At 67.5% G+C, this 23,974-nt stretch carries 27 protein-coding genes and 1 pseudogene; 15 read left to right on the top strand and 13 right to left on the bottom strand.

Annotation, left to right across the window (positions count from 1 at the left end):
- Positions 1-166 precede the first annotated feature (166 nt).
- Entirely contained in the window at positions 167-616 is a 450-nt protein-coding gene (locus tag AC5Y7V_RS13130; protein WP_499880464.1) for a hypothetical protein, read from the top strand.
- 146 nt (positions 617-762) lie between these two features.
- Positions 763-1,893 carry a nitronate monooxygenase gene (locus tag AC5Y7V_RS13125; RefSeq protein WP_499880463.1) on the top strand — a complete coding sequence of 377 codons (1,131 nt, stop codon included), beginning with the start codon at positions 763-765 and terminating at the stop codon, positions 1,891-1,893.
- A 3-nt stretch (positions 1,894-1,896) separates the two neighbouring features.
- Here AC5Y7V_RS13125 and AC5Y7V_RS13120 read toward each other — a convergent pair whose 3' ends face one another.
- From AC5Y7V_RS13120 to AC5Y7V_RS13105, 4 genes are read right to left on the bottom strand one after another with little or no spacing between them, the layout of a single operon-like run.
- Positions 1,897-2,133, bottom strand: coding sequence for an Rv1893 family protein (locus AC5Y7V_RS13120; protein ID WP_499880462.1), 237 nt, complete (start codon positions 2,131-2,133; stop codon positions 1,897-1,899).
- A gap of 37 nt (positions 2,134-2,170) precedes the next feature.
- Positions 2,171-2,461, bottom strand: a complete 291-nt coding sequence (locus AC5Y7V_RS13115) for a hypothetical protein (RefSeq protein WP_499880461.1) — start codon at positions 2,459-2,461, stop codon at positions 2,171-2,173.
- Between the two features lie 12 nt (positions 2,462-2,473).
- Positions 2,474-2,878 (bottom strand): hypothetical protein, encoded by a 405-nt coding sequence (locus AC5Y7V_RS13110; RefSeq protein WP_499880460.1) that lies wholly within the window; start codon positions 2,876-2,878, stop codon positions 2,474-2,476.
- A 49-nt stretch (positions 2,879-2,927) separates the two neighbouring features.
- The gene (locus tag AC5Y7V_RS13105; RefSeq protein WP_499880459.1) at positions 2,928-3,515 is read right to left on the bottom strand and encodes a dihydrofolate reductase family protein; all 588 of its coding nucleotides are present in this window, start codon (positions 3,513-3,515) and stop codon (positions 2,928-2,930) included.
- Positions 3,516-3,672: 157 nt separating this feature from the next.
- On the opposite strand from AC5Y7V_RS13105, the gene AC5Y7V_RS13100 reads away from it, so the two are divergent.
- From AC5Y7V_RS13100 to AC5Y7V_RS13090, 3 genes are read left to right on the top strand one after another with little or no spacing between them, the layout of a single operon-like run.
- Positions 3,673-4,950: a cytochrome P450 gene (locus AC5Y7V_RS13100; protein ID WP_499880458.1), complete on the top strand. Its 1,278-nt coding sequence runs from the start codon at positions 3,673-3,675 to the stop codon at positions 4,948-4,950.
- A gap of 10 nt (positions 4,951-4,960) precedes the next feature.
- On the top strand, positions 4,961-5,974 hold the full coding sequence (locus AC5Y7V_RS13095) for an alcohol dehydrogenase catalytic domain-containing protein (protein WP_499880457.1): 1,014 nt from the start codon (positions 4,961-4,963) through the stop codon (positions 5,972-5,974).
- Positions 5,975-5,996: 22 nt separating this feature from the next.
- A complete protein-coding gene (locus tag AC5Y7V_RS13090; protein WP_499880639.1) occupies positions 5,997-6,536 on the top strand; it encodes a YceI family protein in 540 nt (179 codons plus the stop codon).
- Position 6,537: 1 nt separating this feature from the next.
- Here AC5Y7V_RS13090 and AC5Y7V_RS13085 read toward each other — a convergent pair whose 3' ends face one another.
- Positions 6,538-7,668: a DUF7159 family protein gene (locus AC5Y7V_RS13085; RefSeq protein ID WP_499880456.1), complete on the bottom strand. Its 1,131-nt coding sequence runs from the start codon at positions 7,666-7,668 to the stop codon at positions 6,538-6,540.
- Positions 7,669-8,351: 683 nt separating this feature from the next.
- Here AC5Y7V_RS13085 and AC5Y7V_RS13080 point away from each other — a divergent pair.
- Positions 8,352-9,341, top strand: a complete 990-nt coding sequence (locus AC5Y7V_RS13080; protein ID WP_499880455.1) for an esterase family protein — start codon at positions 8,352-8,354, stop codon at positions 9,339-9,341.
- A gap of 61 nt (positions 9,342-9,402) precedes the next feature.
- On the opposite strand, the gene AC5Y7V_RS13075 is transcribed toward AC5Y7V_RS13080, so the two are convergent.
- Positions 9,403-9,984, bottom strand: a complete 582-nt coding sequence (locus AC5Y7V_RS13075) for a lipoprotein LppJ family protein (RefSeq protein ID WP_499880454.1) — start codon at positions 9,982-9,984, stop codon at positions 9,403-9,405.
- A 51-nt stretch (positions 9,985-10,035) separates the two neighbouring features.
- On the opposite strand from AC5Y7V_RS13075, the gene AC5Y7V_RS13070 reads away from it, so the two are divergent.
- From AC5Y7V_RS13070 to AC5Y7V_RS13045, 6 genes are all read left to right on the top strand, one after another.
- Positions 10,036-10,623 (top strand): chorismate mutase, encoded by a 588-nt coding sequence (locus AC5Y7V_RS13070; protein ID WP_499880453.1) that lies wholly within the window; start codon positions 10,036-10,038, stop codon positions 10,621-10,623.
- A gap of 122 nt (positions 10,624-10,745) precedes the next feature.
- Positions 10,746-11,165, top strand: a complete 420-nt coding sequence (rpfC, locus tag AC5Y7V_RS13065) for a resuscitation-promoting factor RpfC (protein ID WP_499880452.1) — start codon at positions 10,746-10,748, stop codon at positions 11,163-11,165.
- Between the two features lie 31 nt (positions 11,166-11,196).
- A complete protein-coding gene (locus tag AC5Y7V_RS13060; RefSeq protein WP_499880638.1) occupies positions 11,197-11,670 on the top strand; it encodes an SRPBCC family protein in 474 nt (157 codons plus the stop codon).
- Between the two features lie 6 nt (positions 11,671-11,676).
- On the top strand, positions 11,677-12,510 hold the full coding sequence (locus tag AC5Y7V_RS13055; RefSeq protein ID WP_499880451.1) for an SDR family oxidoreductase: 834 nt from the start codon (positions 11,677-11,679) through the stop codon (positions 12,508-12,510).
- Positions 12,511-12,523: 13 nt separating this feature from the next.
- Positions 12,524-12,943, top strand: a complete 420-nt coding sequence (locus AC5Y7V_RS13050; protein ID WP_499880450.1) for a lipoprotein LpqH — start codon at positions 12,524-12,526, stop codon at positions 12,941-12,943.
- Positions 12,944-13,002: 59 nt separating this feature from the next.
- Positions 13,003-14,325 (top strand): cytochrome P450, encoded by a 1,323-nt coding sequence (locus tag AC5Y7V_RS13045; RefSeq protein ID WP_499880449.1) that lies wholly within the window; start codon positions 13,003-13,005, stop codon positions 14,323-14,325.
- Between the two features lie 106 nt (positions 14,326-14,431).
- Here AC5Y7V_RS13045 and AC5Y7V_RS13040 read toward each other — a convergent pair whose 3' ends face one another.
- Together AC5Y7V_RS13040 and AC5Y7V_RS13035 are read right to left on the bottom strand one after the other, a co-directional pair.
- A complete protein-coding gene (locus AC5Y7V_RS13040) occupies positions 14,432-14,614 on the bottom strand; it encodes a hypothetical protein (protein WP_499880448.1) in 183 nt (60 codons plus the stop codon).
- Between the two features lie 61 nt (positions 14,615-14,675).
- Entirely contained in the window at positions 14,676-15,023 is a 348-nt protein-coding gene (locus AC5Y7V_RS13035) for a hypothetical protein (RefSeq protein WP_499880447.1), read from the bottom strand.
- 66 nt (positions 15,024-15,089) lie between these two features.
- Here AC5Y7V_RS13035 and AC5Y7V_RS13030 point away from each other — a divergent pair, with 66 nt between their 5' ends.
- Positions 15,090-15,548 (top strand): nuclear transport factor 2 family protein, encoded by a 459-nt coding sequence (locus tag AC5Y7V_RS13030; RefSeq protein WP_499880446.1) that lies wholly within the window; start codon positions 15,090-15,092, stop codon positions 15,546-15,548.
- Positions 15,549-15,895: 347 nt separating this feature from the next.
- Here the strand turns inward: AC5Y7V_RS13030 and AC5Y7V_RS13025 are convergent, their stop codons facing one another.
- On the bottom strand, positions 15,896-17,194 hold the full coding sequence (locus AC5Y7V_RS13025) for a glycosyltransferase (RefSeq protein ID WP_499880445.1): 1,299 nt from the start codon (positions 17,192-17,194) through the stop codon (positions 15,896-15,898).
- On the bottom strand, positions 17,191-19,419 hold the full coding sequence (locus tag AC5Y7V_RS13020) for a glycoside hydrolase domain-containing protein (RefSeq protein ID WP_499880637.1): 2,229 nt from the start codon (positions 19,417-19,419) through the stop codon (positions 17,191-17,193). The genes AC5Y7V_RS13025 and AC5Y7V_RS13020 overlap by 4 nt, the downstream gene beginning before the upstream one ends.
- 164 nt (positions 19,420-19,583) lie before the next feature.
- On the opposite strand from AC5Y7V_RS13020, the pseudogene AC5Y7V_RS13015 reads away from it, so the two are divergent.
- A pseudogene (locus AC5Y7V_RS13015) lies at positions 19,584-19,673 on the top strand (nuclear transport factor 2 family protein); the annotation flags it as partial.
- Between the two features lie 282 nt (positions 19,674-19,955).
- On the opposite strand, the gene AC5Y7V_RS13010 reads toward AC5Y7V_RS13015, so the two are convergent.
- On the bottom strand, positions 19,956-20,159 hold the full coding sequence (locus AC5Y7V_RS13010) for a hypothetical protein (RefSeq protein ID WP_499880444.1): 204 nt from the start codon (positions 20,157-20,159) through the stop codon (positions 19,956-19,958).
- 142 nt (positions 20,160-20,301) lie between these two features.
- Between AC5Y7V_RS13010 and AC5Y7V_RS13005 the strand changes: the two genes are divergently transcribed.
- Complete coding sequence (locus AC5Y7V_RS13005; RefSeq protein WP_499880443.1) at positions 20,302-21,129, top strand: ubiquinone/menaquinone biosynthesis methyltransferase; 828 nt, start codon at positions 20,302-20,304, stop codon at positions 21,127-21,129.
- Here AC5Y7V_RS13005 and AC5Y7V_RS13000 read toward each other — a convergent pair.
- Both AC5Y7V_RS13000 and AC5Y7V_RS12995 read right to left on the bottom strand, forming a co-directional pair.
- Entirely contained in the window at positions 21,083-22,444 is a 1,362-nt protein-coding gene (locus tag AC5Y7V_RS13000; RefSeq protein WP_499880442.1) for a PPE family protein, SVP subgroup, read from the bottom strand. The genes AC5Y7V_RS13005 and AC5Y7V_RS13000 overlap by 47 nt on opposite strands.
- A complete protein-coding gene (locus AC5Y7V_RS12995; protein ID WP_499880441.1) occupies positions 22,441-23,796 on the bottom strand; it encodes a PPE family protein in 1,356 nt (451 codons plus the stop codon). Before AC5Y7V_RS12995 ends, AC5Y7V_RS13000 begins: the two co-directional genes overlap by 4 nt.
- Positions 23,797-23,974 lie beyond the last annotated feature (178 nt).

Here is a 23,974-nt window from a genome sequence, read left to right as displayed (position 1 = left end):
CGACAACCTCCGCATCACTCGGCCCCGGGCGAATGGTAGGCATTTCCGGCCGTTAATTCGACACGTTTACAACAATTCAAAGCTGGTTCCCAGCCGCAGCTAAGCGGACAACAATTAATCAACCCCGCATTTGCGGCGCCCAGGCGAACTGGAGGTAACGAGCGTCGTGGCCCCGTTACTCACTGCATGCAGCGGCTTTCTGCTCGCCGTCTTGTGGATGGACCTGATTTTCGACGTCCAGGTTCTCCAAAACCGAAGCGCGGGTGAGGAATTGGCCGAGCCCGTGCTCGCTTCGATCGCGAATTACTACCACCGGGCGACGACAACATCGCGGCCGATGAGCCGGCTCATCGCCCTGGTCATGCTGATCTTGTTGGCCGCGTTGGGGATTCAGGCCGCTAAAGGCCACGACCCCGGGTGGCTGCTGGCGATATCGGCGGCACTCGCGGGTGTCCCGATTGCGCTTGCGCTGACGCGCACCGTGCCCGCGGCGGTTCGGCTCGGGCGCCGGGCGGACGGGCCGGCCGAACAGACGCGGCTGGCGCGGGCGATCTGCCGCGACCACCTCGTCAGCTTCGGCAGTATGCTGGCGTTCGTGGTCCTGTGGACCACCTGACGCGCCGCGACACATCCGCGATACGTCGTAGTGGCTACGCGCTGGCCGGGGGCGGCTGGCCACGTCAGCGGGGTCCGTACTAAACTAGAACACGTTTCAGTTCTTTTCGCATATCTTCACAACAGGTCAAGCTTCCAGGAGTAGGCATGCACACCGCGATCTGCGACGAACTCGGCATCGAGTTTCCGATCTTCGCCTTTACCCACTGCCGCGATGTCGTGGTGGCTGTCAGCAAGGCCGGTGGTTTCGGCGTGCTGGGCGCCGTCGGCTTCACGCCCGAGCAGCTGGAGATCGAGCTCAACTGGATCGACGAGAACATCGGCGACCACCCCTACGGCGTCGACATCGTGATCCCGAACAAATACGAGGGCATGGACTCGCACCTGTCGGCCGAGGAGCTGGCCGAAACGCTGCGCAAGATGGTGCCGCAGGAGCACCTCGACTTCGGCAAGAAGATCCTCGCGGACCACGGCGTGCCGGTGGAAGACAGCGACGGGGACAGCTTGCAGCTGCTGGGTTGGACGGAGGCGACGGCCACCCCGCAGGTCGAGGTGGCGTTGAAGCACCCCAAGGTGAAGATGATCGCCAACGCGCTGGGCACCCCGCCGGCCGACATGATCAAGCACATTCACGAGGCCGGGCTCAAGGTGGCCGCGCTGTGCGGCTCGCCGTCGCAGGCGCGCAAGCACGCCGACGCTGGCGTCGACATCATCATCGCCCAGGGCGGCGAGGCCGGCGGGCACTGCGGCGAGGTGGGCTCAATCGTGTTGTGGCCGCAGGTCGTTAAGGAGGTCGCGCCCGTGCCGGTGCTGGCGGCCGGAGGCATCGGGAGCGGCCAGCAGATCGCGGCCGCCCTGGCGCTGGGCGCCCAAGGGGCCTGGACCGGCTCGCAGTGGCTGATGGTCGAGGAGTCCTCGAACACGCCGGTGCAGCAGCAGGCGTACGTCAAGGCGGGCAGCCGCGACACCGTCCGCAGCCGTTCGTTCACGGGCAAGCCGGCCCGGATGCTGCGCAACGACTGGACCGAGGCGTGGGAGCAGCCCGACAACCCCAAGCCGCTCGGAATGCCGTTGCAGTACATGGTTTCCGGCATGGCGGTGCGCGCCACGAACAGGTACCCCAACGAGTCCGTCGACGTGGCATTCAACCCGGTCGGCCAGGTGGTCGGTCAGTTCACCAAGGTGGAGAAGACGGCGACCGTCATCGAGCGGTGGGTGCAGGAGTACCTGGAAGCGACCAACAGGCTCGACGAGCTGAACGAGGCCGCCACCGTCTGACGACTACTCGTCGTCGACTTCGTCGATTTCGTCGCTACCGGGACCGGTGAAGACCTCCTTCGTCCGGTCCACCGCGTAGGTGCCGATATCGATCGAGTTCTGCACGATGCCGCTGGCGCCGCCCGCGATGTCGCCCCGAATGATGTCACTGGCGTGTTCGACGATGTCCGACGCCTTCTCGACGGCGTTGGTGGCGATGTCGCGGGCCGCGTCGACCGCGTCTTTCGGATTGAAGCCCATCGGAATCTCCTTTTGTCGCAGGACCTTTGGTATTGCTCTAGTAGTTCACCAGGGTGCGCCAGTAATCCTCCGGGATCTCGGCACCGGACCGCAATATCCGGGCCAGCCCGACGGCCATCGCGATGCCGAGGAGGCCCAGCCATAGTCCGGTGACCGCGATGATCCCCCACAGCGCGGCGGTGACCGCCGGCCACGGCGACAGCACGGCCAGCACCGGCGCGAAGAAGAAGCCGGCCCCGACGTACCAGGCCGAGCCCGCGCGATCGGACGCGAGGACGAACCGCAGCCAGCGCGGCACCGGCGCTTCGGGGAGCTGGGCCCGGCTCATCGCGTCAGCCGTTCATCCCGACGGGGGGAAGAACCCCGCACCGGTGAACCATCCCTCTTGCCAGCCTTTGTCTCCCAGGCAAAGCATGGGCAGACCCCGATCGGACTGTGCCGCCGCCTGCGGGCCCGGGCACTTCGCGCCGGCCTGCTGCACGCCGTACAGCGGATAGGAGATGACCCAGTATCCGGTGGTGGCGGCGGGGAACTGGTTCGGCGGCGGGAAGTGGCACGCCTCCGCCTGACCGCTGGGGCCCCGCCCGAAGATGAAGCTCTCGTAGTTGTCGCACGGCGCGCCCAGCGACGCCTGGTAGTTCATCCCCGGCACGTCGCCGTCGTAATGCGGATCGGCGGCCGCGCACGGCGCCACGCCGATCGTGATGCCCGCTATGGAAGCGGCGCTGAGCAGTTCGCGAATCATGTTCCACCCCGCCTGTCGCCTGTGACCTGCATCAGAGCATATGGGACCGTCAGCGGCGCCGGTAGGTGCAGATCAGTACCCCGGTGCCCGTCGGCGTCGCGGACACCAGCTCCAGTGCGCGGGCCCGCCCGTCGTCGGGGAACACCCGCTTGCCGCCGCCGAGCAGGATCGGCTCGAGCATCAGCCGGTATTCGTCGACCAGGTCGTGCTCGATCAGCTGCGCGGACAGCGACGCGCTGCCCATCACCTGGAGCGCCCGACCGTCTCGCCCGCGCAGCTCGCGTATCGCGCCGATCGCGTCGTCCGCGGGCAGCAGGGTCGAGCCGGGCCAGTCGAGATCGTCCTGGCCGAGCGTCCGGGACGCTACGTACTTGGGGATCTCGTTCATCCGGTCCGCGAACTCGTCGCCGGCGCGACCCGGCCAGGCTGCCGCCATCGACTGCCAGGTGCGACGGCCGAACAACAGCGCGTCGGTCTCGGCCAGTAGCTCGGAGACGGCCGGCCCCATGGTCTCGGGTTCGAAGTACCGCATCGACCAACCGCCGTGCGCGAATCCCCCGTCGCTGTCCTCGCCCTGGCCGCCCGGGGCTTGGACGACGCCGTCCAGACTCATGAAGTCGCTCAGAACTATGTGCATGCCCATACAGACCGGCGGCGCCCGCGAAACTCATCGGCGGTGAACACGTTGCAATTCGGCCCGGCGATCTTGCCGCAATCCTTCCCAACGGTGGTGTAGCAGTGGTTTATTTGGCACAAAGAAGACGACTAGACGACTTCGTATGAAGGAGCGCACCTTGTCAGCATCGAAGACGACCACGGAGCCGAATCTGCCGCCCGGGTTCGATTTCACCGACCCGGATATCCATGCCGAGCGGCTCCCGGTGGAGGAGCTGGCCGAGTTGCGCCGGACCGCGCCGATTTGGTGGAACGAGCAGCCGATCGGGGCGGGCGGGTTCGACGACGGCGGCTTCTGGGTGGTGTCCAAGCACAAGGACGTCAAAGAGGTTTCGTTGCGCAGCGACGTCTTCTCCAGCCTGCAGAAGACGGCCCTGCCGCGGTACAAGGACGGCACCGTCGGCGAGCAGGTCGAACGCGGCAAGTTCGTGCTGCTCAACATGGACGCGCCGCAGCACACCCGGCTGCGCAAGATCATCTCGCGGGCGTTCACGCCCCGGGCGATCGAGCGGCTGCGCGGCGACCTGGCCGAGCGCGCGCGGCACATCGTCGAGGAAGCCGCCGCCGAGGGTCGCGGCGACTTCGTCGAGCAGGTCTCGTGCGAGCTGCCGTTGCAGGCCATCGCGGGATTGATGGGCGTCCCCCAGGACGAGCGCAAGAAGCTCTTCCACTGGTCCAACGAGATGGTGGGCGACCAGGACCCCGAGTTCGCCAACAACGACGCCATCACCGCGTCCGTAGAACTCATCACGTACGGCATGCAGATGGCCGCCGACCGGACGAAGAACCCGGGCGACGACCTCGTCACCAAGCTGGTGCAGGCCGACATCGACGGCCACAAGCTCTCCGACGACGAGTTCGGCTTCTTCGTGATCCTGCTGGCGGTGGCCGGCAACGAGACCACCCGCAACTCCATCACCCAGGGCATGATGGCGTTCACCGATTTCCCCGACCAGTGGGAGCTGTTCAAAAAGGAACGCCCCGGCACCGCGGCCGACGAGATCGTGCGGTGGGCCACCCCGGTCACGTCGTTTCAGCGCACCGCGCTCGAGGACTACGAGCTGTCCGGCGTCCAGATCAAGAAGGGCCAGCGGGTGGTAATGGTCTACCGCTCGGCCAATTTCGACGAGGAGGTGTTCGACGACCCGTTCACCTTCAACATCCTGCGCGACCCCAACCCGCACGTGGGATTCGGTGGCACCGGCGCGCACTACTGCATCGGGGCCAACCTGGCGCGCATGACGATCGATTTGATGTTCAACGCGATCGCCGACGGCATCCCGAACCTGGAATCGATCGGCAAGCCCGAACGGCTGCGCTCCGGCTGGCTCAACGGCATCAAGCACTGGCAGGTCGACTACCACTCCGACGGAGCGAAATCGCCTGCCGCGCACTAACCTCAAGCGCATGGCTACCCATCGAGCTGTTCACGTAGCGTCGGCCGGGGCACCGTTGGAACTGGTCGATGTCGAAACCAGGCCACCAGGCCGCGACGAGGCGCGGCTGACGGTCACCGCCTGTGGGATCTGCGGCACGGACGCGCACTTTGTCGCGGGTGGCTTCCCCGGGATGACGTGGCCGCTGACCCCAGGGCACGAAATCGCCGGCACGATCGCCGAACTCGGTGCCGGCGTCGAGGGTTTCGCGGTCGGCGATCGCGTCGCGGTCGGCTGGTTCGGCGGGTGCTGCTACCACTGCGATCAATGCCGAAGAGGGCACTTCATTCATTGCGAAAACGGGAAGGTGCCCAGTTATCAATACCCGGGTGGGTACGCGGAGTCGGTGACCGTCCCGGCCAGCGCGCTCGCCCGGATACCGGCGGGGCTGTCCGACGCCGAGGCCGCGCCGATGGGCTGCGCCGGCGTCACCACCTACAACGCCCTGCGGCATACGAAGGCGGTGCCGGGCGACCGGGTCGCCGTCCTCGGCGTCGGCGGGCTCGGCCACCTCGGGGTGCAGTTCGCGCGGGCGATGGGCTTCGAGACCATCGCGATCAACCGGGGCGCCGGCAAGGAGGAGGACGCCCGGAAGTTGGGCGCCCACCACTACATTGACTCCACCGCCGCCGACCCGGCCGAAGCGCTGAAGGCCCTGGGCGGCGCGGCGGTCGTGCTCGCGACTGCGGGCAACTCGCCCGCGATGGCCGCGACCGTCGGCGGGATATCGCCGCAAGGCGAGCTCGTCACCATCGGCGTGACACCCGAACCGTTGCCGATCAGTCCGATCCAGCTCATCACGCCGGGTGTCAGCATCGTCGGCCATCCCTCCGGCACGGCCAAAGACGTCGAGGACACCATGCATTTCGCGGTCCTGTCCGGTGTGCGGGCGTGGATCGAGGAGCTGCCGCTGGCGCAGGCGGCCGAGGGCTTTGCGGCGTTGGAACAGGGGCGAGCGCACTACCGCACCGTTTTGACGATGTGACGACGGTCGCGCTGTGACCGACCTGTGGACCCTGACCGCCTCCGACGGCGAGTTGCTGATCCGCACCGGCGTCGCGGGCCGGGCGGCGCGGATGGGCCATCGGCTCACCATCGCGATGACGCGCTGGGAGGCCACGGTGGCCTGGGCCGCCGCCGAGCCGGTCACCGCGGAACTGACCGTCGACGTCGAGTCGTTCGAGGTGCTGCGCGGCGAGGGCGGTGTCAAGGCGTTGTCCGGGCCGGAAAAGGCCCTGGTGAAATCGAACGCGCTGAAGTCGTTGGGCGCCAACCGCTATCCCGAGATCCGGTTCATGGCGGACACGATCGAGAAGAGCCGCGACGGCTACCGCCTGGCCGGCAAGCTGCACATCAACGGGCAGTCCCGAAAGCACGTAATCGATTTGCGCACAGAGGATCTCGGTGACCAGTGGCGAATGACCGCCGAATCGCGGGTCCGCCAAACCGATTACGGCGTCAAGCCGTACTCACTGCTGATAGGCTCGCTGCGGGTCGACGACGAGGTGACGGTGTCGTTCAGCGCGGCTTACGCCAAGAACGGTTGAGCTAGGGCGTCGGCGCGTGGGGCGGCGCGGGTTCACCCGTGTCCCCGGGGATGTGCTCGAGCACCCGGGTCAAGTACGGCTGACGGTCGTTCGAGGCCGGCTGCTGCTCGCCGGCGGCGGCTTGCTGCTCCCCTCCGGACCCCGGCTCGGGGGCCGGTTCGCCCGCGGGCGCCTTCGACTGCGGGGCGGGCGGCACCGCTTCCGGCGGCGGGGCGGGAGCGGGCGCGACGGCCTCGGCGATCTGGGGCGGAGGCGCGTGCACGACCCGTTTGCCCGGAGCGGACTCGCTGGCCGGGGCCAGTTGAATGCCCAGGGCGAGCGAAAGCGACGAAACGAAGGTGATCGCTCCCGCGGCCAACGCGGTCATGGCACCGGCGTAGGACAGCTTGCGGGGGCGCGCCTCGGGCGCTACGGCGGGCTCACCGATGTGCGACACGAGTTGATCGTCGGTGAATTCGGTGCTTCGCGCCGCGGCCAGCGCCGCCCCGCGCGCGATCGTCACCTGAGCCATCGTCTGCGCGAAAACCGGTACGGGCAAGGTCTTTTCGAGCTGCCACGAGAATCCGTCGACGTCGTTGCCCGCGCCGACGACAACCACCCCGCCGGGCCGCCAGCCCGTGGGTCGTTCGAACATCCCGCTCAGCCAGGACGTCAGCCCGTCGAAGCCACCGCGCACGTGCTTGACGGCTGTTTGGGCCTGGCCTTCGCGGGTGTCGACCATGACGACCGTGGCCCACTCGTGGTCGAGGATGCACACGGCGGTCTGCTCGTATCCGATGACCGGTGCGATCGCGAGTGCCAGGGTCTCGACCGCCTCCAGCAACCGAACGGGTACCACGTTGTCGAAGCCGGCATCGGTCAAGGCCTCCACCAGCAGCGCCGCCTGCGCGGCCGAATCGTCGTTCCAAGTCAGTCCGATGACCCGCACCCGGCGCTCGCCGGCGGACGCAAGCGCATCCACCCGCAATACCTCGTCCGCCACTTGCTCCGCGGTGTTCAGGGTGCGCGTGCCGCGGCCGGCGCTCAGGCTCAGCTGGCGGTGGTCCAGGATCGTGCCGTCTGCGCCGTGCCCTTCAGCCAGGACCCACCCGACCGTGGTCGGCGTCAGCGATAGCCCCAGTACCGTGTCCAAGTCTGCACCTCAATCGGTCCCGGACCGCCTACGCCCTCAGGCCGCACTCACGCACCAAAAAGGCTGGCGCGGCGGTTCTATGAGGGCCGGAACGGACCGGGATGTGTGGTCTCCATCGGCTTGCTCCGTGAGAGCCTACGCGGTCCGCGCGAGTTCGGCTCCCCCGGTTCCAAATCTCCGCCATCGTCGCAGGCGAACGCCGTAAGCCCGGGAATCGCGGCCCGGCAGCCGACGTAAAACGGCTGGTGACGCGCTCCGCGATTTCAATGGGCCCACCTTTTACGGCCGCGAAAAATTGCCGCGCCGCCGGCGCCAATCGAACGCGTGGGCGACCAACTCCGACACTCCCGGCGGCACCGGAGTACGTCGCGCGCCGCACGGCGGAAATCGGCCCCGCCAATTTCGATCGGAAGTGGCCTTTCCGTAAGTCGGATGCCGCCGGCTCCCCCGGGCCCACGGCGCTCGATACCGCTGCTGCCTCGGTCTTTCCGGCGCAAAGGTGGTTAACCCGGGGACCCGTCGCGCCGGCACTCGCACCACCGCCGTCGGCTTATCCACAATGCGAAATTCCGACCGAAACCGATACGAAACTGAGACACCAACGCGTCCCGATCGACATTTCGATCAATGAACCGGTAAATTCCTGCTGAGACCGCGATCACACGGACGGACAAGGGGCAGGTATGACAGACGTGAGCGAGAAGATCCGGGCCTGGGGGCGCCGGCTTTTGGTCGGTGCGGCGGCTGCTGTCACCATGCCGGGCCTGATCGGTCTTGCGGGGGGCTCGCCGACCGCGGGGGCGTTCTCGCGCCCGGGTCTGCCCGTCGAGTACCTGCAAGTTCCGTCCGCGTCGATGGGACGCAGCATCAAGGTGCAGTTCCAAAGCGGCGGCGACGGCTCCCCCGCGGTATACCTGCTCGACGGCCTGCGTGCCCAGGACGACTACAACGGTTGGGACATCAACACGCCCGCGTTCGAGTGGTACTACAAGTCGGGCCTGTCGGTCGTCATGCCGGTCGGTGGGCAGTCCAGCTTCTACACCGACTGGTACCGCCCGGCGTGTGGGAAGGCCGGCTGCTCGACCTACAAGTGGGAGACGTTCCTGACCAGCGAGCTGCCCGGCTACCTGTCGTCGCAGCGCAGCGTCAAGGCGAACGGCAGTGCCGCGATCGGCATCTCGATGGCGGGTGCGTCGGCGATGAACCTGGCGAATTACCACCCGGGCCAGTTCGTCTACGCCGGCTCGCTGTCGGGCTACCTCAGCCCGTCCACCGGGCAGGGCTGGATCGGCCTGGCGATGGGCGATGCCGGCGGCTACAAGAAGGAAGACATGTGGGGGCCGGACAACGACCCCGCGTGGCAACGTAACGACCCGCTGGTCAACGTCAACCTGCTCGTCGAACACAACACCCGGCTCTGGGTGTACTGCGGCAACGGGACCCCGAACGAGCTGGGCGGGGCCAACTTGCCGGCGACGTTCCTCGAGAGCAACTTCATGATCGGCGTCAACAAGAAGTTCCAGGACGCCTACAACGCCGCGGGCGGCCACAACGCCGTGTTCAACTTCCCCGCCTACGGAACCCACAGCTGGGAGTACTGGGGAGCGCAGCTCAACGCGATGAAGGGCGACCTGCAGAGCAGCCTGGGCGCTACCCCCGGCGGCGGTGGATAACACCTGACCTGCCGGAGGTTCCGCTACTGCGCTTGACGACGAGGTCAGGCGCAGTAGCGCGTTAGGAGGCCTTCACCCGGTCGGTGACGTCGGTCCACGCCGTCGCGTCGGTGCGGTGGTTGTTCATGTTCCGGCACTGGCCGTAGACGCGCAGGACGCCCACGTTCGGGGCGTCGGTCTCGCGGTACACGATCGCCGTGACGGCGTCCTTGGTGAGGGACCTGGCGAACAGGTGATCGTTGGGGGGCAGGCCCTCGGTCCAGCCGTGGCCGGCGAGCGTCGCCGCGAGCGTCGGGAAGTAGGCCTCCGGCCGCGCATCGGCCGGCAGCGCGAAGGTCAGGTAGATCGCGCCCTGGTACGGCGGGTCCTCACGGTTCTTGCACGACATCAGGGTGTAGCCAGCCGACGCCGTCCGCAGTCCGGTCAGGGTGACGATCTGCCTGGCCGACTCGACGGCCTGGGCCTCGGACTGGTCGTCGCCGACCGGGTTGGCGGGATGGTCGAGGACGTCGGAGGGCGTCGTGTGCAGCCTGTCCACCAACAGGATGGTTCCGCCCAAGACCAGCGAGGCCGTAAGCGCGGCGGCGATCAGCGCGCGAACCTGCGTCGAGCGCAACCAATCTCCGCGGGACACCTGAGACATCAGTGTCAGGCTAACTCGGCGGAAAGGCGGAGTCGGGCGAGAATCATGGTCATGACGGGCACTTGCGGTCGGTTCCACCGCCGGGTGGGGCGCATGGCGTTGGCCGGGGTGGTGGCCGTCCTGTTGCTCGCGGCGCCGGACGCGCGGGGTGACGCCGACAGTCAGCTACTCGGGTTGGTCGACGCGGCCGCGCAGCGGCTGCAGGTCGCCGAGCCGGTGGCCGCCTTCAAATGGAATACGCGCGGTGCCATCGAGGACCCGGGCCGGGTCCAACAGGAGCTCGCCAAACTGGGCGCCGAGGCGAGCGCCGCGCGGATCGACCCGGACTACGTCACCCGCGTCTTCGGCGATCAGATAAGCGCCACCGAGGCGATCGAATACAGCCGGTTCGCCGACTGGAAGCTGAACCCGGCGGCCGCGCCGACGGTGGCGCCGGATCTGTCGCAGTCGCGGTCGACGATCGACGGCCTCAACCACACGATGCTGACCCAAATCGTGGCCGGCTGGGACCTGCTGCACTCGGCGGGCTGCGCCGCGGACCTGGACGCCGCCCGGAGCGACGTCGTACGCGCCCGCCAACTCGACGGCCTTTACCAACAAGCCCTTTCGCGTGCGACCCAGTCGTATTGCCAGGGCTAATTTAGCCATTTCTCACCATTCTCTAAAGCTCCGATTTCGCTGGTCAGCGGCCCAATTTCCCTGCTAGGCGGCTTATCTCGCGACCTTTTCGAATCGGTAACGCTTCGGACACGCCCGTCGAAATGTCTGGCATGAGAAAACTCTGCAAGCCTCTCGTCACGTCCGCCATCATCGGTGGGTTCGTTGCAGCATCGCTGAGTTCCTCCGGCGTCGCAGGCGCCGCTCCCGGCGCCCCTAACTGGGACGCGGTCGCGCAATGCGAGTCCGGCGGCAACTGGCACGCCAACACCGGAAACGGCGAATACGGTGGGCTGCAATTCAAGCCGGGCACCTGGGCCTCCTACGGTGGCGTCGGCAATCCGGCGGCCGCGTCCAGGGAAGAGCAGATCGCCGTCGCCAACCGGGTTTTCGCGCAGGACGGACTCGACCCGTGGCCGAAGTGTGGCTCGGCGTCCGGCCTCCCGATCGCGGTGTACACGCACCCCGCCCAGGGCATCAAACAGATCATCAACGGGCTTATCCAGGCCGCCATCCCGCACTGACAAATATCGCGCCCTATGAGCCGGGGCGAAGCTGTGTTTGGATCAGCCCATGGAAGGTTCGGCGACGGTTCACATGGCGGCGCCCGCGGACAAGATCTGGGATCTCATTGCGGACGTTCGCAACACGGGGCGGTTCTCCCCGGAAGTGTTCGAGGCGGAGTGGCTGGGCGACGCGACCGGCCCCGCGCTCGGCGCCAAGTTTCGCGGCCACGTTCGGCGAAACGAGATGGGACCCGTGTACTGGACGACGTGCAAGGTAACCGCGTGCGAGCCCGGCCGCGAATTCGGGTTCGCGGTGATGCTCGGCGACCGGGCGGTGAATAACTGGCACTACCGGTTGGCGCCCAGCGACGGCGGCACCGACGTGACCGAGTCGTTTCGGCTCAATCCCGCGCCGTGGCTTGGCGTCTATTGGTTGTTGGGCGGATTCCTGCGCAGGCGACGCAACGTTCGCGACATGACCAAGACCCTCAACCGGATCAAAGACGTGGTCGAGGCGGGCTGACGCGACGTGAAATCGGTCTTCATCACCGGTGCGGGCAGTGGCATGGGCCGCGAGGGAGCCAAGCTGTTCCACGCCAACGGTTGGCGCGTCGGCGCGGTCGACCGCAACGACGACGGGCTGACCACGCTGCGCGCAGAGCTGGGTGACGACCGGCTGTGGACCCGCGCGGTCGACGTGACCGACAAGGCCGCGTTGGAGGGCGCGCTGGCGGACTTCTGCGCCGGCAACGCCGACGGCGGGCTGGACATGATGTGGAACAACGCCGGCATCGGCGAATCGGGCTGGTTCGAGGACGTGCCGTACGAGGCCGCGATGCGCGTCGTGGAGGTGAACTACAAGGCGGTGCTGACCGGCGCCTACGTCGCACTGCCCTACCTGAAGAAGACCCCCGGCAGCCTGATGTTCTCGACGTCGTCCTCGGCGGGCACCTACGGGATGCCGCGCATCGCGGTGTACTCGTCGACCAAGCACGCGGTCAAGGGGTTGACCGAGGCGCTGAGCGTGGAATGGCAACGCCACGGAGTGCGCGTCGCGGACGTGTTGCCGGGCCTGATCGACACCGCCATCCTCACCACGACGACCAATCACTCGGACGACGGCAGGCCGGCGATGTCCGGCGAGGAGCTCCGCGCGAGCGCGCCGAAGAAGGGCATGATGCGGCTGATGCCGGCGAGTAGCGTCGCCGAGGCCGCCTGGCAGGCCTACCACAACCCGAAGCGGCTGCACTGGTACGTGCCCAAGAGCATTCGCGTGATCGACCTGCTCAAGGGTCTGAGCCCGGAGTTGGTGCGGGGCCGCATCGTCAAGGCCCTGCCCGCGCTGATGCCGAAGCAGCAATAAGGGAGGGGGCCTGGTGCGAAACCGTTGGATCGCAGCCGTTTTCGTCTTGATCGCCGGGGCCGGCGTCGTGGGGTGCGGGCACGCGCAGACGGTGCCCCGGAAAGCCGCCCGGGTGACCATCGGCGGCGCCACCCAGACGGCACGTCCCGCCGCGTGCAGCCAGAACCAGTCGTACCGGACCCTCGACATCGGCGATCACGATGCGCACGTCGAGGCGGTGGTGATGCTCAGCGGCTACCGGGCCATCCCGCAGTGGGTGAAGATCCGCAACTTCGCCGGGTTCACCGGCAGCTTCTGGCAGGGCGGAGTCGGAGACGCGCGTGTCGACCTGACCAACAACTCCTACACCATTACCGGCAGCGCCTACGGCATCAGTAGCAGCAATCCCAACAAGACGGTGACCACCGACTTCAAGATCACCGCCGACTGCTGAGCGCTCAGGCGAATTCCGCCTACGCTGGGTCCCAGACCACCCGAGCTGATGGAGGCCCCGTGAAGGAGAGATTGCACTGGCTCGTGATGCACGGGTTCATTCGCGGCGTCGCCGCGATCGGCATGCGGCGGGGCGACCTGCAGGCCAGGTTGATCGCCGACCCGACGGTGGCCAACGATCCGGTTCCGTTCTACGAGCAACTGCGCGCCCAGGGCCCGCTGGTGAAGGGCCGCGTCAACTACCTGACCACCGACCATGCCCTGGCCCACGAGCTGCTGCGGTCCGACGACTTCCGTGTGGTGAACATGGGCTCGAACCTGCCGGCCCCGCTGCGGTGGCTGGAGCGCCGCACCAACGACGATCTCCTGCATCCGCTGCGCGCGCCGTCGCTGCTGGCCGTCGAGCCGCCGGACCACACCCGCTACCGCAAGACGGTGTCGGCGGTGTTCACGCCCAGGGCGGTGGCCGCCCTGCGCGACGGCGTCCAGCACACCGCGACCGATCTGTTGGATCGGCTGACCGGGCAGCCCGGCGTGGTGGATATCGTCGGGAGCTACTGCTCGCAGCTTCCGGTCGCGATCATCAGCGACATCTTGGGAGTTCCCGAGCGGGATCGGCCTCGCGTCCTGGAGTTCGGGGAGCTCGGCGCGCCGAGCCTGGACATCGGACTGCCGTGGCGGCAATACCGCACGGTGCAGCAAGGGATCGTCGGATTCAACGTTTGGCTCTCCGATCACCTGAGCGAATTGCGCCGCTCCCCGAGCGACAACCTGATGAGCCAGCTGATCCAAACCGCTGAAAGTGGTTCCGCCGAAACACATCTCGACCCGGACGAACTACAGGCGATCGCAGGCCTGGTGTTGGCCGCGGGCTTCGAGACCACGGTGAACCTGCTGGGCAACGGGATCCGGATGTTGCTGGACACCCCCGAGCATCTGGAGACGTTGCGTCGCCGCCCCGAATTGTGGCCCAACGCGGTCGAGGAGATCCTGCGGCTCGACTCCCCGGTCCAGCTCACCGCGCGGGTGGCGGTGCGGGACGTCGAGGTCGCCGGCATGCGGATCAAGCGGGACGACTTGGTGGTGATATATCTGGCCGCCGCCAACCGGGATCCGTCGGTGTTCGGAGACCCCGACCGCTTCGACATCGAAAGGCCAAACGCGGGAAGGCATCTCGCGTTCTCCGGGGGGCGCCACTTCTGCCTGGGGGCCGCCCTCGCGCGCGCCGAGGGGGAAGTCGGGCTGCGGACGTTCTTCGACCGTTTCCCGCAGGTGCGGGCGGCGGGCACCGGGAGCCGGCGGGACACGCGGGTGCTGCGCGGTTGGTCGACGCTCCCGGTGGTGCTGGGGCCGGCGCGGTCGATGGCCCCGGTTAAGGCCTAGTGGCGATCGCAAGCGCGGCGTAGCCGGGCGCCGCGGGTCGCCACCATCGGATTAGTGGCGATCGCAAGCGCGGCGTAGCCGGGCGCCGCGGGTCGCCACCATCGGATTAGCGGCGGCGCCGACGACGGCGGCCGGGCCAGCTTCGGTTACCGGAACAGGCCGCGATGAGCGTGGTGGGGGCCGCCGTCACGGCGACAATCGCCAGCCGTCGGATGGCGTCGCGCCGGGTCAGCAGGCCGTCGACCGGATTGGCCCCGATCTCCTCGGAGGTATCGCGCTGCGATGTCACGACGCCAAGTATGCGGCAAAGTCGCGGCCGGCAACGAGATTTATGCGCGGTTGGTTTGTGTCTAAGGATCCTGGCCCGACGATCCGCTTCGCCGGCGGAGCGCACCCGACGCGACGATGATCACCGCCGGCAACGTGCCGGCCGTGAAAATCCCGAATTGCCAAGCCCATCCGATCGCCTTATTGCGGAATTCCTCGTCGTGATAGACCTCCGCGCCGGCGGGTGTCCTGGCGACGCAGCCGTGGGTCTTGGCCCACCAGTCGTCGCGCACCAGTTGGTAGCCGTGGGTGTTCACCCAGTCGTGGCAATCCTGGCTGGTCCCCCAGAACCCGCGTGCCAGCGACCCGCCCGCCCCCGCCAGCAGTCCGACCAGTGCGATCACGATCAACACCTTGGCGCGCGTGCTCATGCCGGTGAGTATGCGCCGAAGAGGCGATGGTTGACACGTGTGGGGTAACCCGGTTTATTTGCCGCTATGACAGAGGTTTCTGAAGTCGCGGTCGAGGATGTCGTCGTCGGCATGTGGCAGGCGCTCTCGCGACGGGACTGGGATGCGGTGAAGACGTTCCTGAGCGACGACTGCCTGTACGTCGACATGCCTGTCCCCGCGTTGGCCGCGCGCGGCCCCGAAGACATCGTGAAGCGGCTCAAGATCGGCCTCGAGCCGCTGGCGGCCTACGAGAACCACGACGGCGTGCTGGTGTCCAACGGCTCCGACGTCATCTACGAGCATTCGGAGACTTGGACTTTCGCGTCGGGCGAGCGGGGCGTGCTCAGGTTCGTAACGGTCCACAAGGTCGAGAACGGCAAGATCACCGTGTGGAAAGACTATTGGGACATGAACAGCCTCGTGGCCTTCGCGCCGCCCAACCACTTCGAGAATCTTGCGAATGCGGACACTAGCTGGGTATTTGATGCCACAGCGTTAGTCTGACACTACCCGCTTTAAGGGCGATGTTCGAGTGATGTTCGACTAGCACAACGCTATACGTCACACCATTGACGTGTCAGACCCTTTGCTAGATCTCGCCGCCGAGGTGCCGTCGTGGAATCGCGCCATGCGCGCCGCCGGTAAATCCGACCCGACAATCACCACCTACACGATGGGAGTGTCCCGGTTTCTGCGCTGGTGTGCCGAGACCGGCACGCCCCCCGAGCGGCCACGCGGAGGCTAATTTGTGGCTTTCGTGAACGAGAATGCCCGGAGAACGACTCGATCCACGCCTGATCCTGGGGCACGCCGGGGCGGCCGTGGTACCGCTCGACGGCGGAGGGGCCCGTTCAGGTGCCGGTGGCCGCCAACTCGGCCGGCCCGATGTACCCCGGCGACTCGCTCGTCCCGAACATGTCGTCGAAGACCCGGAACCGATCGAAGGTCAGAGCGTGCTGTCGCGCTCTCATCTCCATCGCGTGTCGCTCGGACTCCGGCAACGAGATCGCCCGGTCGATGGTTTCCGCGAGCGCCGCCCGGTCGCTGTGCGGCACGATGAACGCGGTGTCGCCCACCGCTTCCCCGGTCCCACCGGTCAGGCAGGTGATGACGGGGCCACCGCCCGCGAGCATCTTCTCGGTCAGGGCGATCCCGAAGGTCTCGACGAACTCCGGTTCCGGCCGCGTCGGCAGGGCGTAGGCCGCGCAGCCGCGCATCAGCAGCGGCTTCTCGTCGTCGTCCACGTCACTCAGGAAGACGATGCGGTCGTCCCCCGCCGCCAGGTCCTTGTACTCCTGCAGTTGCGGTCCGGTGCCGGCGACGACGAGCTTGACCTTCTCCGCCGCAGCGGAATCGCGGTAGGCGTGGATCAGGTCGTCCACGCCCTTGGCCCGGGCGACCCGGGACAGGAACAGGACGTAGCCGTTGCGCTCGAGCCCTCGACTGGCCAGGGCCGCCTCGACCGCGTCCTCGTCGAGGTCGAGGAACGCCCCGGTGTTGATCGCCGGGTAGCTGATCTCGATCCGATCGCGGCATTCCTGCGCGAACCGGGTCCCGGCGCGTTCGTCGAGTTCGGTTGCCGCGGCGACGATCTCGTCCTTCGTGTATTCCGACACGGCGACGACCCGGTCGTTGCCGAAGTAGCGGGCCATCAACGCGATCGCGGCACCGACCCCCCCGTCGAGCAGGCAGTTACGAATCACATTCGTGACATCCGACCCGACCGCCTTCGCGATCGTGGTGACATCCGTGTCGAGACCTGCTGCGGCGGCGGCGTTCACCGCATCCCCGACCACCATGGTGTGCGGCATCAGGTACATCGACAGGCAGGTCGTCGGAACACCGTCGGTGAGCAGTTCCACCAGGCGCCCGGTGAGGCCGGCCGTGTAGCGACCGTCCGGGACGCGGTAGTCACCGACCGGTTCGGGCCGCTCGACGGTGATGCCGGGACTGTACTCCTGCAGGCGATCCAAGGGTTTCAGCGGGAGTCCTGCACCTTCCAATACGGGAATCGGCCACGTCAACAGTCGAACGTCGTCGAACCCGCGCTTCAGCGCGACCTCGGCGAGGTTACGGGCCTCGCCGCTGTGGCCGCAGATCACCGGGTCGGCTCGGACGATGATGACGAGACGACGAAGAGGACGGTTCATGGTGCACCCTGGGTCGTCGGGACAGGGCCTCGGGCCGACGGAGGTCTCTCCGACCGGCCCCACGAACTGGGTTCCGGACCCAGCTCGATGTGCAGCGTTCCTGCTGCGTGCAACTCCCCGGCAGAGATGTGGGTTCCCTGAAGCGGTGTGCCGTTGAACGTTGCGGCTTGCACGTACTGCACCGACGGAGTCGAGTCGATGCCGTCGGACCCGATCGGCTGCTCGACGAATCCGCTGGTAGTGATGGTCAACTCTTTGCCCCGGATCAGTAAGCGGGAACGCTCGAAAGCCGGAGTGTTCACCAAGAAGAGACCTTGGCCGGCCACCGGGAAGAGCCCCAGCGACGCCCACACGTACCAGGCGGACAGGCCGCCGCTGTCGTCGTTACCGGGCAGGCCACCGGGGCCAGTGCCAAACTGCCACGTCAGCGCCGCGTGCACCACCTCGGCCGTCCGGTCGGGTCGGCCGGCATAGTGGTAGGCCCACGGGGCCTCCATGTCCGGTTCGTTGTTCAATCCCTCGAACCGGTTGAGCGCGTAGCCGATCTCCATCTCGGCGGGCTTCGGTTCGATGCCCGGCTGGGTCACCGGTTCGGCGCAGTAGCCGAAGAATGTGTCGAGCATGCCGACGAAGGCCTCGTCCCCGCCGGCGAGAGCGATCCGGCCGGCCATGTCGTGCATCAACCGGAACGAGTAGTTCCACTTACCGCCCTCGTAGTACTCCGAGTCCTTCAACAGGCCGTTCGAGGTGTCGAACGCGTTCACCCAACCCGCGCTGCGCTCCTCGGACTCCGCGGCGAGCCGGGTGTCCCCGACCGCGCGGGCGACCTTGGCGGTGCAGTAGTAGGCGTAGGCAAGGTCGAGGGTGTGGGTGATGGGGTGGACGATGCCCTTCTCGATGAAGTCCTCGCCGTACATCCGCCGCAGGTCGTCGACCATGTGGACCAGGGCCCAACTCCAGTCGATCTCCCGCAGGTTCAGTTCCTGCGCGTCGGCAAGGGCGGTGTGGGCCAACGCGCTCGCCTGCCGGAAGAACCGGTCCGCCCCGCGGGCCATCCGGTAGCCGACCGGGAAGTTGCCCTCTTCCTCGCAGACCCGGATCAACGACTCCAGGAGGTCCGCGGCCCGTTCCGGCACGATCGCCATGAGCAGTGGGATCTGGGTCTTGTAGATGTCCCACATGGTGCAGACGTCGAACGCGAACGGCCCGCTGTTGGGCCAGAACGGGGACTCGTCGTCACCGAAACAGGGCTTGATCAGGGAGTGGTAGAGCGCGGTCCCGAAGACCTGACGGCGCGCCTCGGAGCCACCTTCGACCTGGATCAGGTCGAGGTGTTCCTTCCACTTCTTCCGGGTCCGGGCGCGGACGACGTCGAAGGCGTACTTGCCGTGATCGCACTCGGTGCGCAGGTTGTCGGTTGCCTGCTCGGTGCCGCGCAGGGAGAACCCGATCCGGACCTCGATCACGGTCCCCGCCTGGGCCGGCCCCATGAACAAGAGCCCGAACGGCCGCAGGGTGGTCGGGCGGATGTAGTCGAAGTCGAGCCGGGTGCCCCCGTCGATCAGTCGCTTGTCGTGCCAGAGCATCTGGCGCCAACCGGGGGCCTCGACCTCGACGGCGACCGAGAGCGGCACCCCCTCCATGACCACGGTGCCCTGCGCCTTGCCGCGGCCGAGGTTCTCGACCTGCGCGCGCAGCGGCACCGTCCGACCGTGCTCGATCACCAGGCCGCCGCACGACAGGTCGAGCACGACGCGGGCGTTGCGGTGCTCGGGAAACGCGTAGCGGTGAACCGCCACCTTGTCCCCCACGGTGATCTCGCACCGGATGCCGTTGTCGAGGGTCGCCGCGTAGTACCCCGGCGACGACGTCTCGGCGTGGAGCGCCCACGCCGTCCCGAGGTTGTCCAGCGGGTCCAGCATCGGCGTCACGCGGGCGTAGTTGTAGTACTTGCGGATCGCCCCGGTGCCGGACTGCTGGAAGTGCGTGAACCCCGACGCCTGGGTCTCCGCGAAGATCTCCGGCGGCAGTCCCTCGGTGATCTTGGGGTACCGGCCGTAACCGGTCGGGTAGGCACCGGAGTACGCGCAGGCAGACACCATGCCGAAGGGGGAGACCGCTCCGGGGTGGGTGTTGCCCACCTGCGGCTTCGGCCACCACCAGGTCGCAGCGAGGTCCCGCGGCGGCGGTAGCTGCGTCGCGGCGGTGCCGATGAAGGGATCAATGTGTTCGAGGATGGAGGCAGGCTACGCAGTCAGACGGCGATCACGGGTTTCCGCCGTGTGAACTCCGCGGGTCGGGCGGACGCCGAGAGACCTGAGCCGCTGCCCGCGGCTCAGGTTTCCTCGGCGACCAGCGGCCACAGACGCGGGTAGAAGATGCCCAGGGAAGCCTCGTGGCCTTCGCGCCGCCCAATCACTTCGAGAACTTGGCGACCGCCGACACCAGCTGGGTTTTCGACGCAACGGCGTTGGTTTGACGACGGTGTCGTCGAGAGTTACTTGAAGAAGTTGCTCAGGCCAAACAAGCCCGATATGAGATTGCCGGCGTTGAGTAAGCCCGAGACCAGATAGGACATCGTTGTGCTCCTGCTCGATATCACCAGACCCCCGGCGGACGGCACTTTATCGCCATCGCGCCCCGGCATTCGGCATTTCAACCAAAGATTCAACCCTGCGTAAGGACGTCGTCCGACGGGTCCTTCGCTGGGGTCGCAAAACTGGGCGCGGTACCGTCGAAAACGGTTAGCGCGCAGAATGATTCAGAGGTGCTCCATCAGGCGGGACATCAGCTCGTCCTCGAAAAAACGGGACTCATGCAGCGGGTAGGTCCGCGGCTCGGGTAATCCGATGTGAATGTGCCCGATCGCCGCGATTACCGTCCCGCCCGGCCGGTGGTGATGGGTCTCGGCGTCGGCCGCCGGAGAATCGGATTGCGGGTGAAATTTGGGCAGTAAGTGCAGCATGGCGGATGCCTTCGGATCGTGGCTGGCTCCTACCAGTAGTCAAGCCTATTCAACACATGTTAGACAAGCATCATGGCGTCGGCAACGCCGATCGCCGAGCGAGGGCGAACCCGACCTCGACCGGAAGGGGTGCACAGATCCGATGATCACCCGGCGGTGGAACGAATCCGACGAGGCCAAGAGCAGCTACGTCAAGGAGCTGTTTTCCGCGCTGGCTTCGCGCTACAACGTGATGACCGATCTGTGGACCCTCGGGCTTCATCGCCTGTGGAAGCGGCAGGCCATGGAGCTGTGCGCCCTGCGTCCGGGCGAATGGGTGCTCGACGTCGCCACCGGAACCGGGGACCTGGCCTTCCGGGAGGAGGCGGCGGTCGGGCCGGAGGGCAAGGTCGTCGGGGTCGACTCCTGCGCGGCGATGCTTGCGGTCGCGCGCGAACGACACCTCGGCGGCGTCGACTTCCAGGAGGGCGACGCCATGGACCTGCGGTTCCCGGACGCGTCGTTCGATGTGGTCACAATCAGCTTCGGGCTGCGCAACGTCGCGGACCGCGGCCGGGCGCTGCGCGAATTCCGGCGCGTCCTGCGGCCGGGTGGCCGGGTGATGGTCCTCGATTTCAGCAAGCCGAACTCGAAGATGCTGACGCTGCTGCACGACGCGCTCTACTTCGTGCTGATGCCGGCGCTGGGCTGGGCCGTGGCCTGGCACCGCGACGCCCATCACTACACCTCCGATTCGATTCGCACCTGGCTGTCACGGGACGGGCTCACCGAGACGATGCGGGAATCAGGCTTCGTCGACGCCCGCTACGTCTCACTGAGCAGCGGGTTCGCCACCGTCCACTTTGGGCTGCGCGCGCCGGATGATCGCACCGAAACAGAGCTAATGACCTCGACTGCAACGGATTTGGCGATCCGCCCGTCGTCTAGCGCTGCAGAGCTTCCTGGATCAACAGGGTTGCAGAACGTTTGAGCACATCGCGCTCCCTGGCCAGGTCGGCGACCCCCTTCCGTAGCGCAACGAGCTCCTCCCGCTCGCTCAAAAGCGACTGCGTGTCCGGGTTCAACAGGTCGAAGCCCTGCCAGCGGGCCGGCGACCGCTCAGTCGGGGCCCCGTCTGCATGGGCCCGCGCGCGGCCGACGGGGGCACCGGCGCCGTTCCGAGGCGCGTTGACGATGCTGCCGATCGGACCGATCGCGGGCATCCCGCCGAGCGAGCCCGTCGCCCCGGCCTGAGGCAACGCGGCGGCATCCGCCATCGGCAATCCGGTGGCGGCCAGCCGGATCTGGGGGGCGGCGTTGCCCCAGGATTGCGGCACCGAAAGCCCGCCTATCGACGCGGCTCGGCCTGCCGATGCGTCGACACCGCGCACCGAGCCCACCAGAGTGGACCCTGTGCCTGAGGGGGCCCCGGAAACATCGGAGACCGCAACCACCGGTGCCGACAGAACCAATCCCGATTGGATCCACGGGTTTTCGACGGGCGCGATCAGGAACGACACTCCCGAGGCCAGGAAGGCTCCCGTGCTGAAGAGGTTTTGATAACCCGACGTGCCGAACATCAGGCCTTCGAAGGCCTGGACCGGTGCGCTGTTCAGCAGGTCCAGCAGCCACTGCGCCGGCCCGCCCGAGGCGAGCCCTTGCAGCGCGTTGGGCACCGCATCCAGTAGCTGTGACAGCGTCGACTGGATCGATGCCGCCGGTGTGCCGGTCGCCTGGCCGACCGCGGCGGACTGGCTGGCGATTCCGACCGGGTCGGTGTTCTGCGCCGGGGTGCTGAACGGCGTCAGGGTCGTCGCAGCCGCCGAGGCGCCGGCGTAGCCGTACATGGCGGCGGCGTCCTGGGCCCACATCTCGGCGTACTGGGCTTCGGTGGCTGCGATCGCGGGAGTGTTCTGGCCGAAAATGTTGGTGGCCACCAACGCCATCAGCGACGCCCGGTTGGCCGCGATCACCGGCGGTGGCACCGTGGCGGCGAACGCTGCCTCGTACGCCGCGGCCGCCGACCTGGCCTGGTTGGCGGTGGACTCGGCCTGTATGGCGGTGGTATTCATCCACTGCACATAGGGAAATGCCGCCGCGGCCATCGCCACCGAAGCCGCGCCCAGCCACTGTCCGCCGGTGAGCTGCAGGATCGCCGCCCGATACCCACTCACCGCCGAACCCAGCTCGGCCGCCAGCCCGTCCCAGGCCGCCGCGGCCGCCACCAACGGGCCTGAACCCGCTCCCATATACATCCGCCCGGAGTTGACCTCCGGCGGCAATGCCCCGAAATCAAAGAGGCTCATGGCCGGATCGCCTCCTTGATCAAGCGTGCCACCGCATCCCGTTCCATCGCGAGATCGGCCATCTCCTGGCGCAACTCGTTCAGTTCGGCGCGTTCGCGTTCACCCAACTCGCCGTCCGAATCTCGCCGCGTCGGCTTCGCCGGAGAATCCGATGGGCTCGGCAGCAGGCTCCCGCCCGTCGCGATCTCGGGGATCACTTTGTGACGGCCGCGGGCGCGGGAAGGCGCCTCCCCAGTTCGCGGTGCGTTGACGACGCTGCCGATCGGGGGCATGCCGCCGAACCAGCCGGCCGGGGCGACCGCCTCCGCCGGCGCCAACGCGCCCACGCCTGCCATCGGCAAACCCCGTGCGGCAAGCTGGATTTCGGGCGCCGCGCTGCCCCAGGCCTGCGGCACGGTAAGCTCGCCGACCGACGCCGCGCGGCCCAGGCCCGCGGACACGTCCGCGCCGCCCACCGAGCCCGCCAGGGTCGAGACATCAGACGCCGCCAGGCCCGCCGGCACCGCACCGGCCACTGGCGCCACGGGCGCGAGCCCTGGGAATGCCGCCGAGATCAACGGGGCCACAAAGTAGATCGCGTCGACGGCCAAGAACGAGCCGCTATTGCCGATGGTGTTGACGGGCATGCTCACCGCGGCGCTGAAGGTGTTGAGCGCGGTGCCCAGGGGGCTGTTCAAGAGGTCGAGCAGCCATGTCACCGGATCGAACGGCGATGACGCCGCAGCAAGGCTACCCAGCGCGTTGGGCACCGCGGACATGGTTTGCGACACCGTCGATCGCGCCGACGAGACCGCGGCGCCGACCGATTGGGCGCCGACCCCGGCCGGGCTGGTGTTCTGCGCCGGGGTGCTGAAAGGCGTCAGGGTCGTCGCAGCCGCCGAGGCGCCGGCGTAGCCGTACATGGCGGCGGCGTCCTGGGCCCACATCTCGGCGTACTGGGCTTCGGTGGCGGCGATCGCGGCGGTGTTCTGGCCGAAGACGTTGGTGGCCACCAACGCCGAGAGCGACGCCCGGTTGGCCGCGATCACCGGCGGTGGCACCGTGGCGGCGAACGCTGCCTCGTACGCCGCTGCTGCCGATCTGGCCTGGTTGGCGGTCAGCTCTGCCTGTATGGCGGTGGTGTTCATCCACTGCACGTACGGGTAGGCCGCCGCAGCCATCGCCACCGACGCCGCGCCCAACCACGGTCCGCCGGTGAGCTCCACAATCGTGGCCTGATACGCGCCTGCCGCCGAACTCAACGCCGCCGTCAGCCCGTCCCATGCCGATGCGGCCACCATCAACGGGCCTGAACCCGCTCCCATATACATCCGCGCGGAGTTGACCTCCGGCGGCAATTCCCCGAAATTCACGAGTATTACCTCCTCGCTAACTGGCCCCGGCGTAAGCATGGCGCTCTTCGCCCCGGAAGGATAGGAATCGAGACGACGATGCGGAGGGCGGCTTGGCACGGGCGGACTACGAACGGATGCGGGCGGCGCATCTGGCCCCGGTGGCCAGCGCGAGCAGACGCAAAATCGCCTACTAAAG

It is taken from the genome of Mycobacterium sp. NGS34 (genome assembly GCF_059812845.1).
Note: the sequence above shows the minus strand (reverse complement) of the source record. Positions and strands in the feature narration are given on the sequence as shown.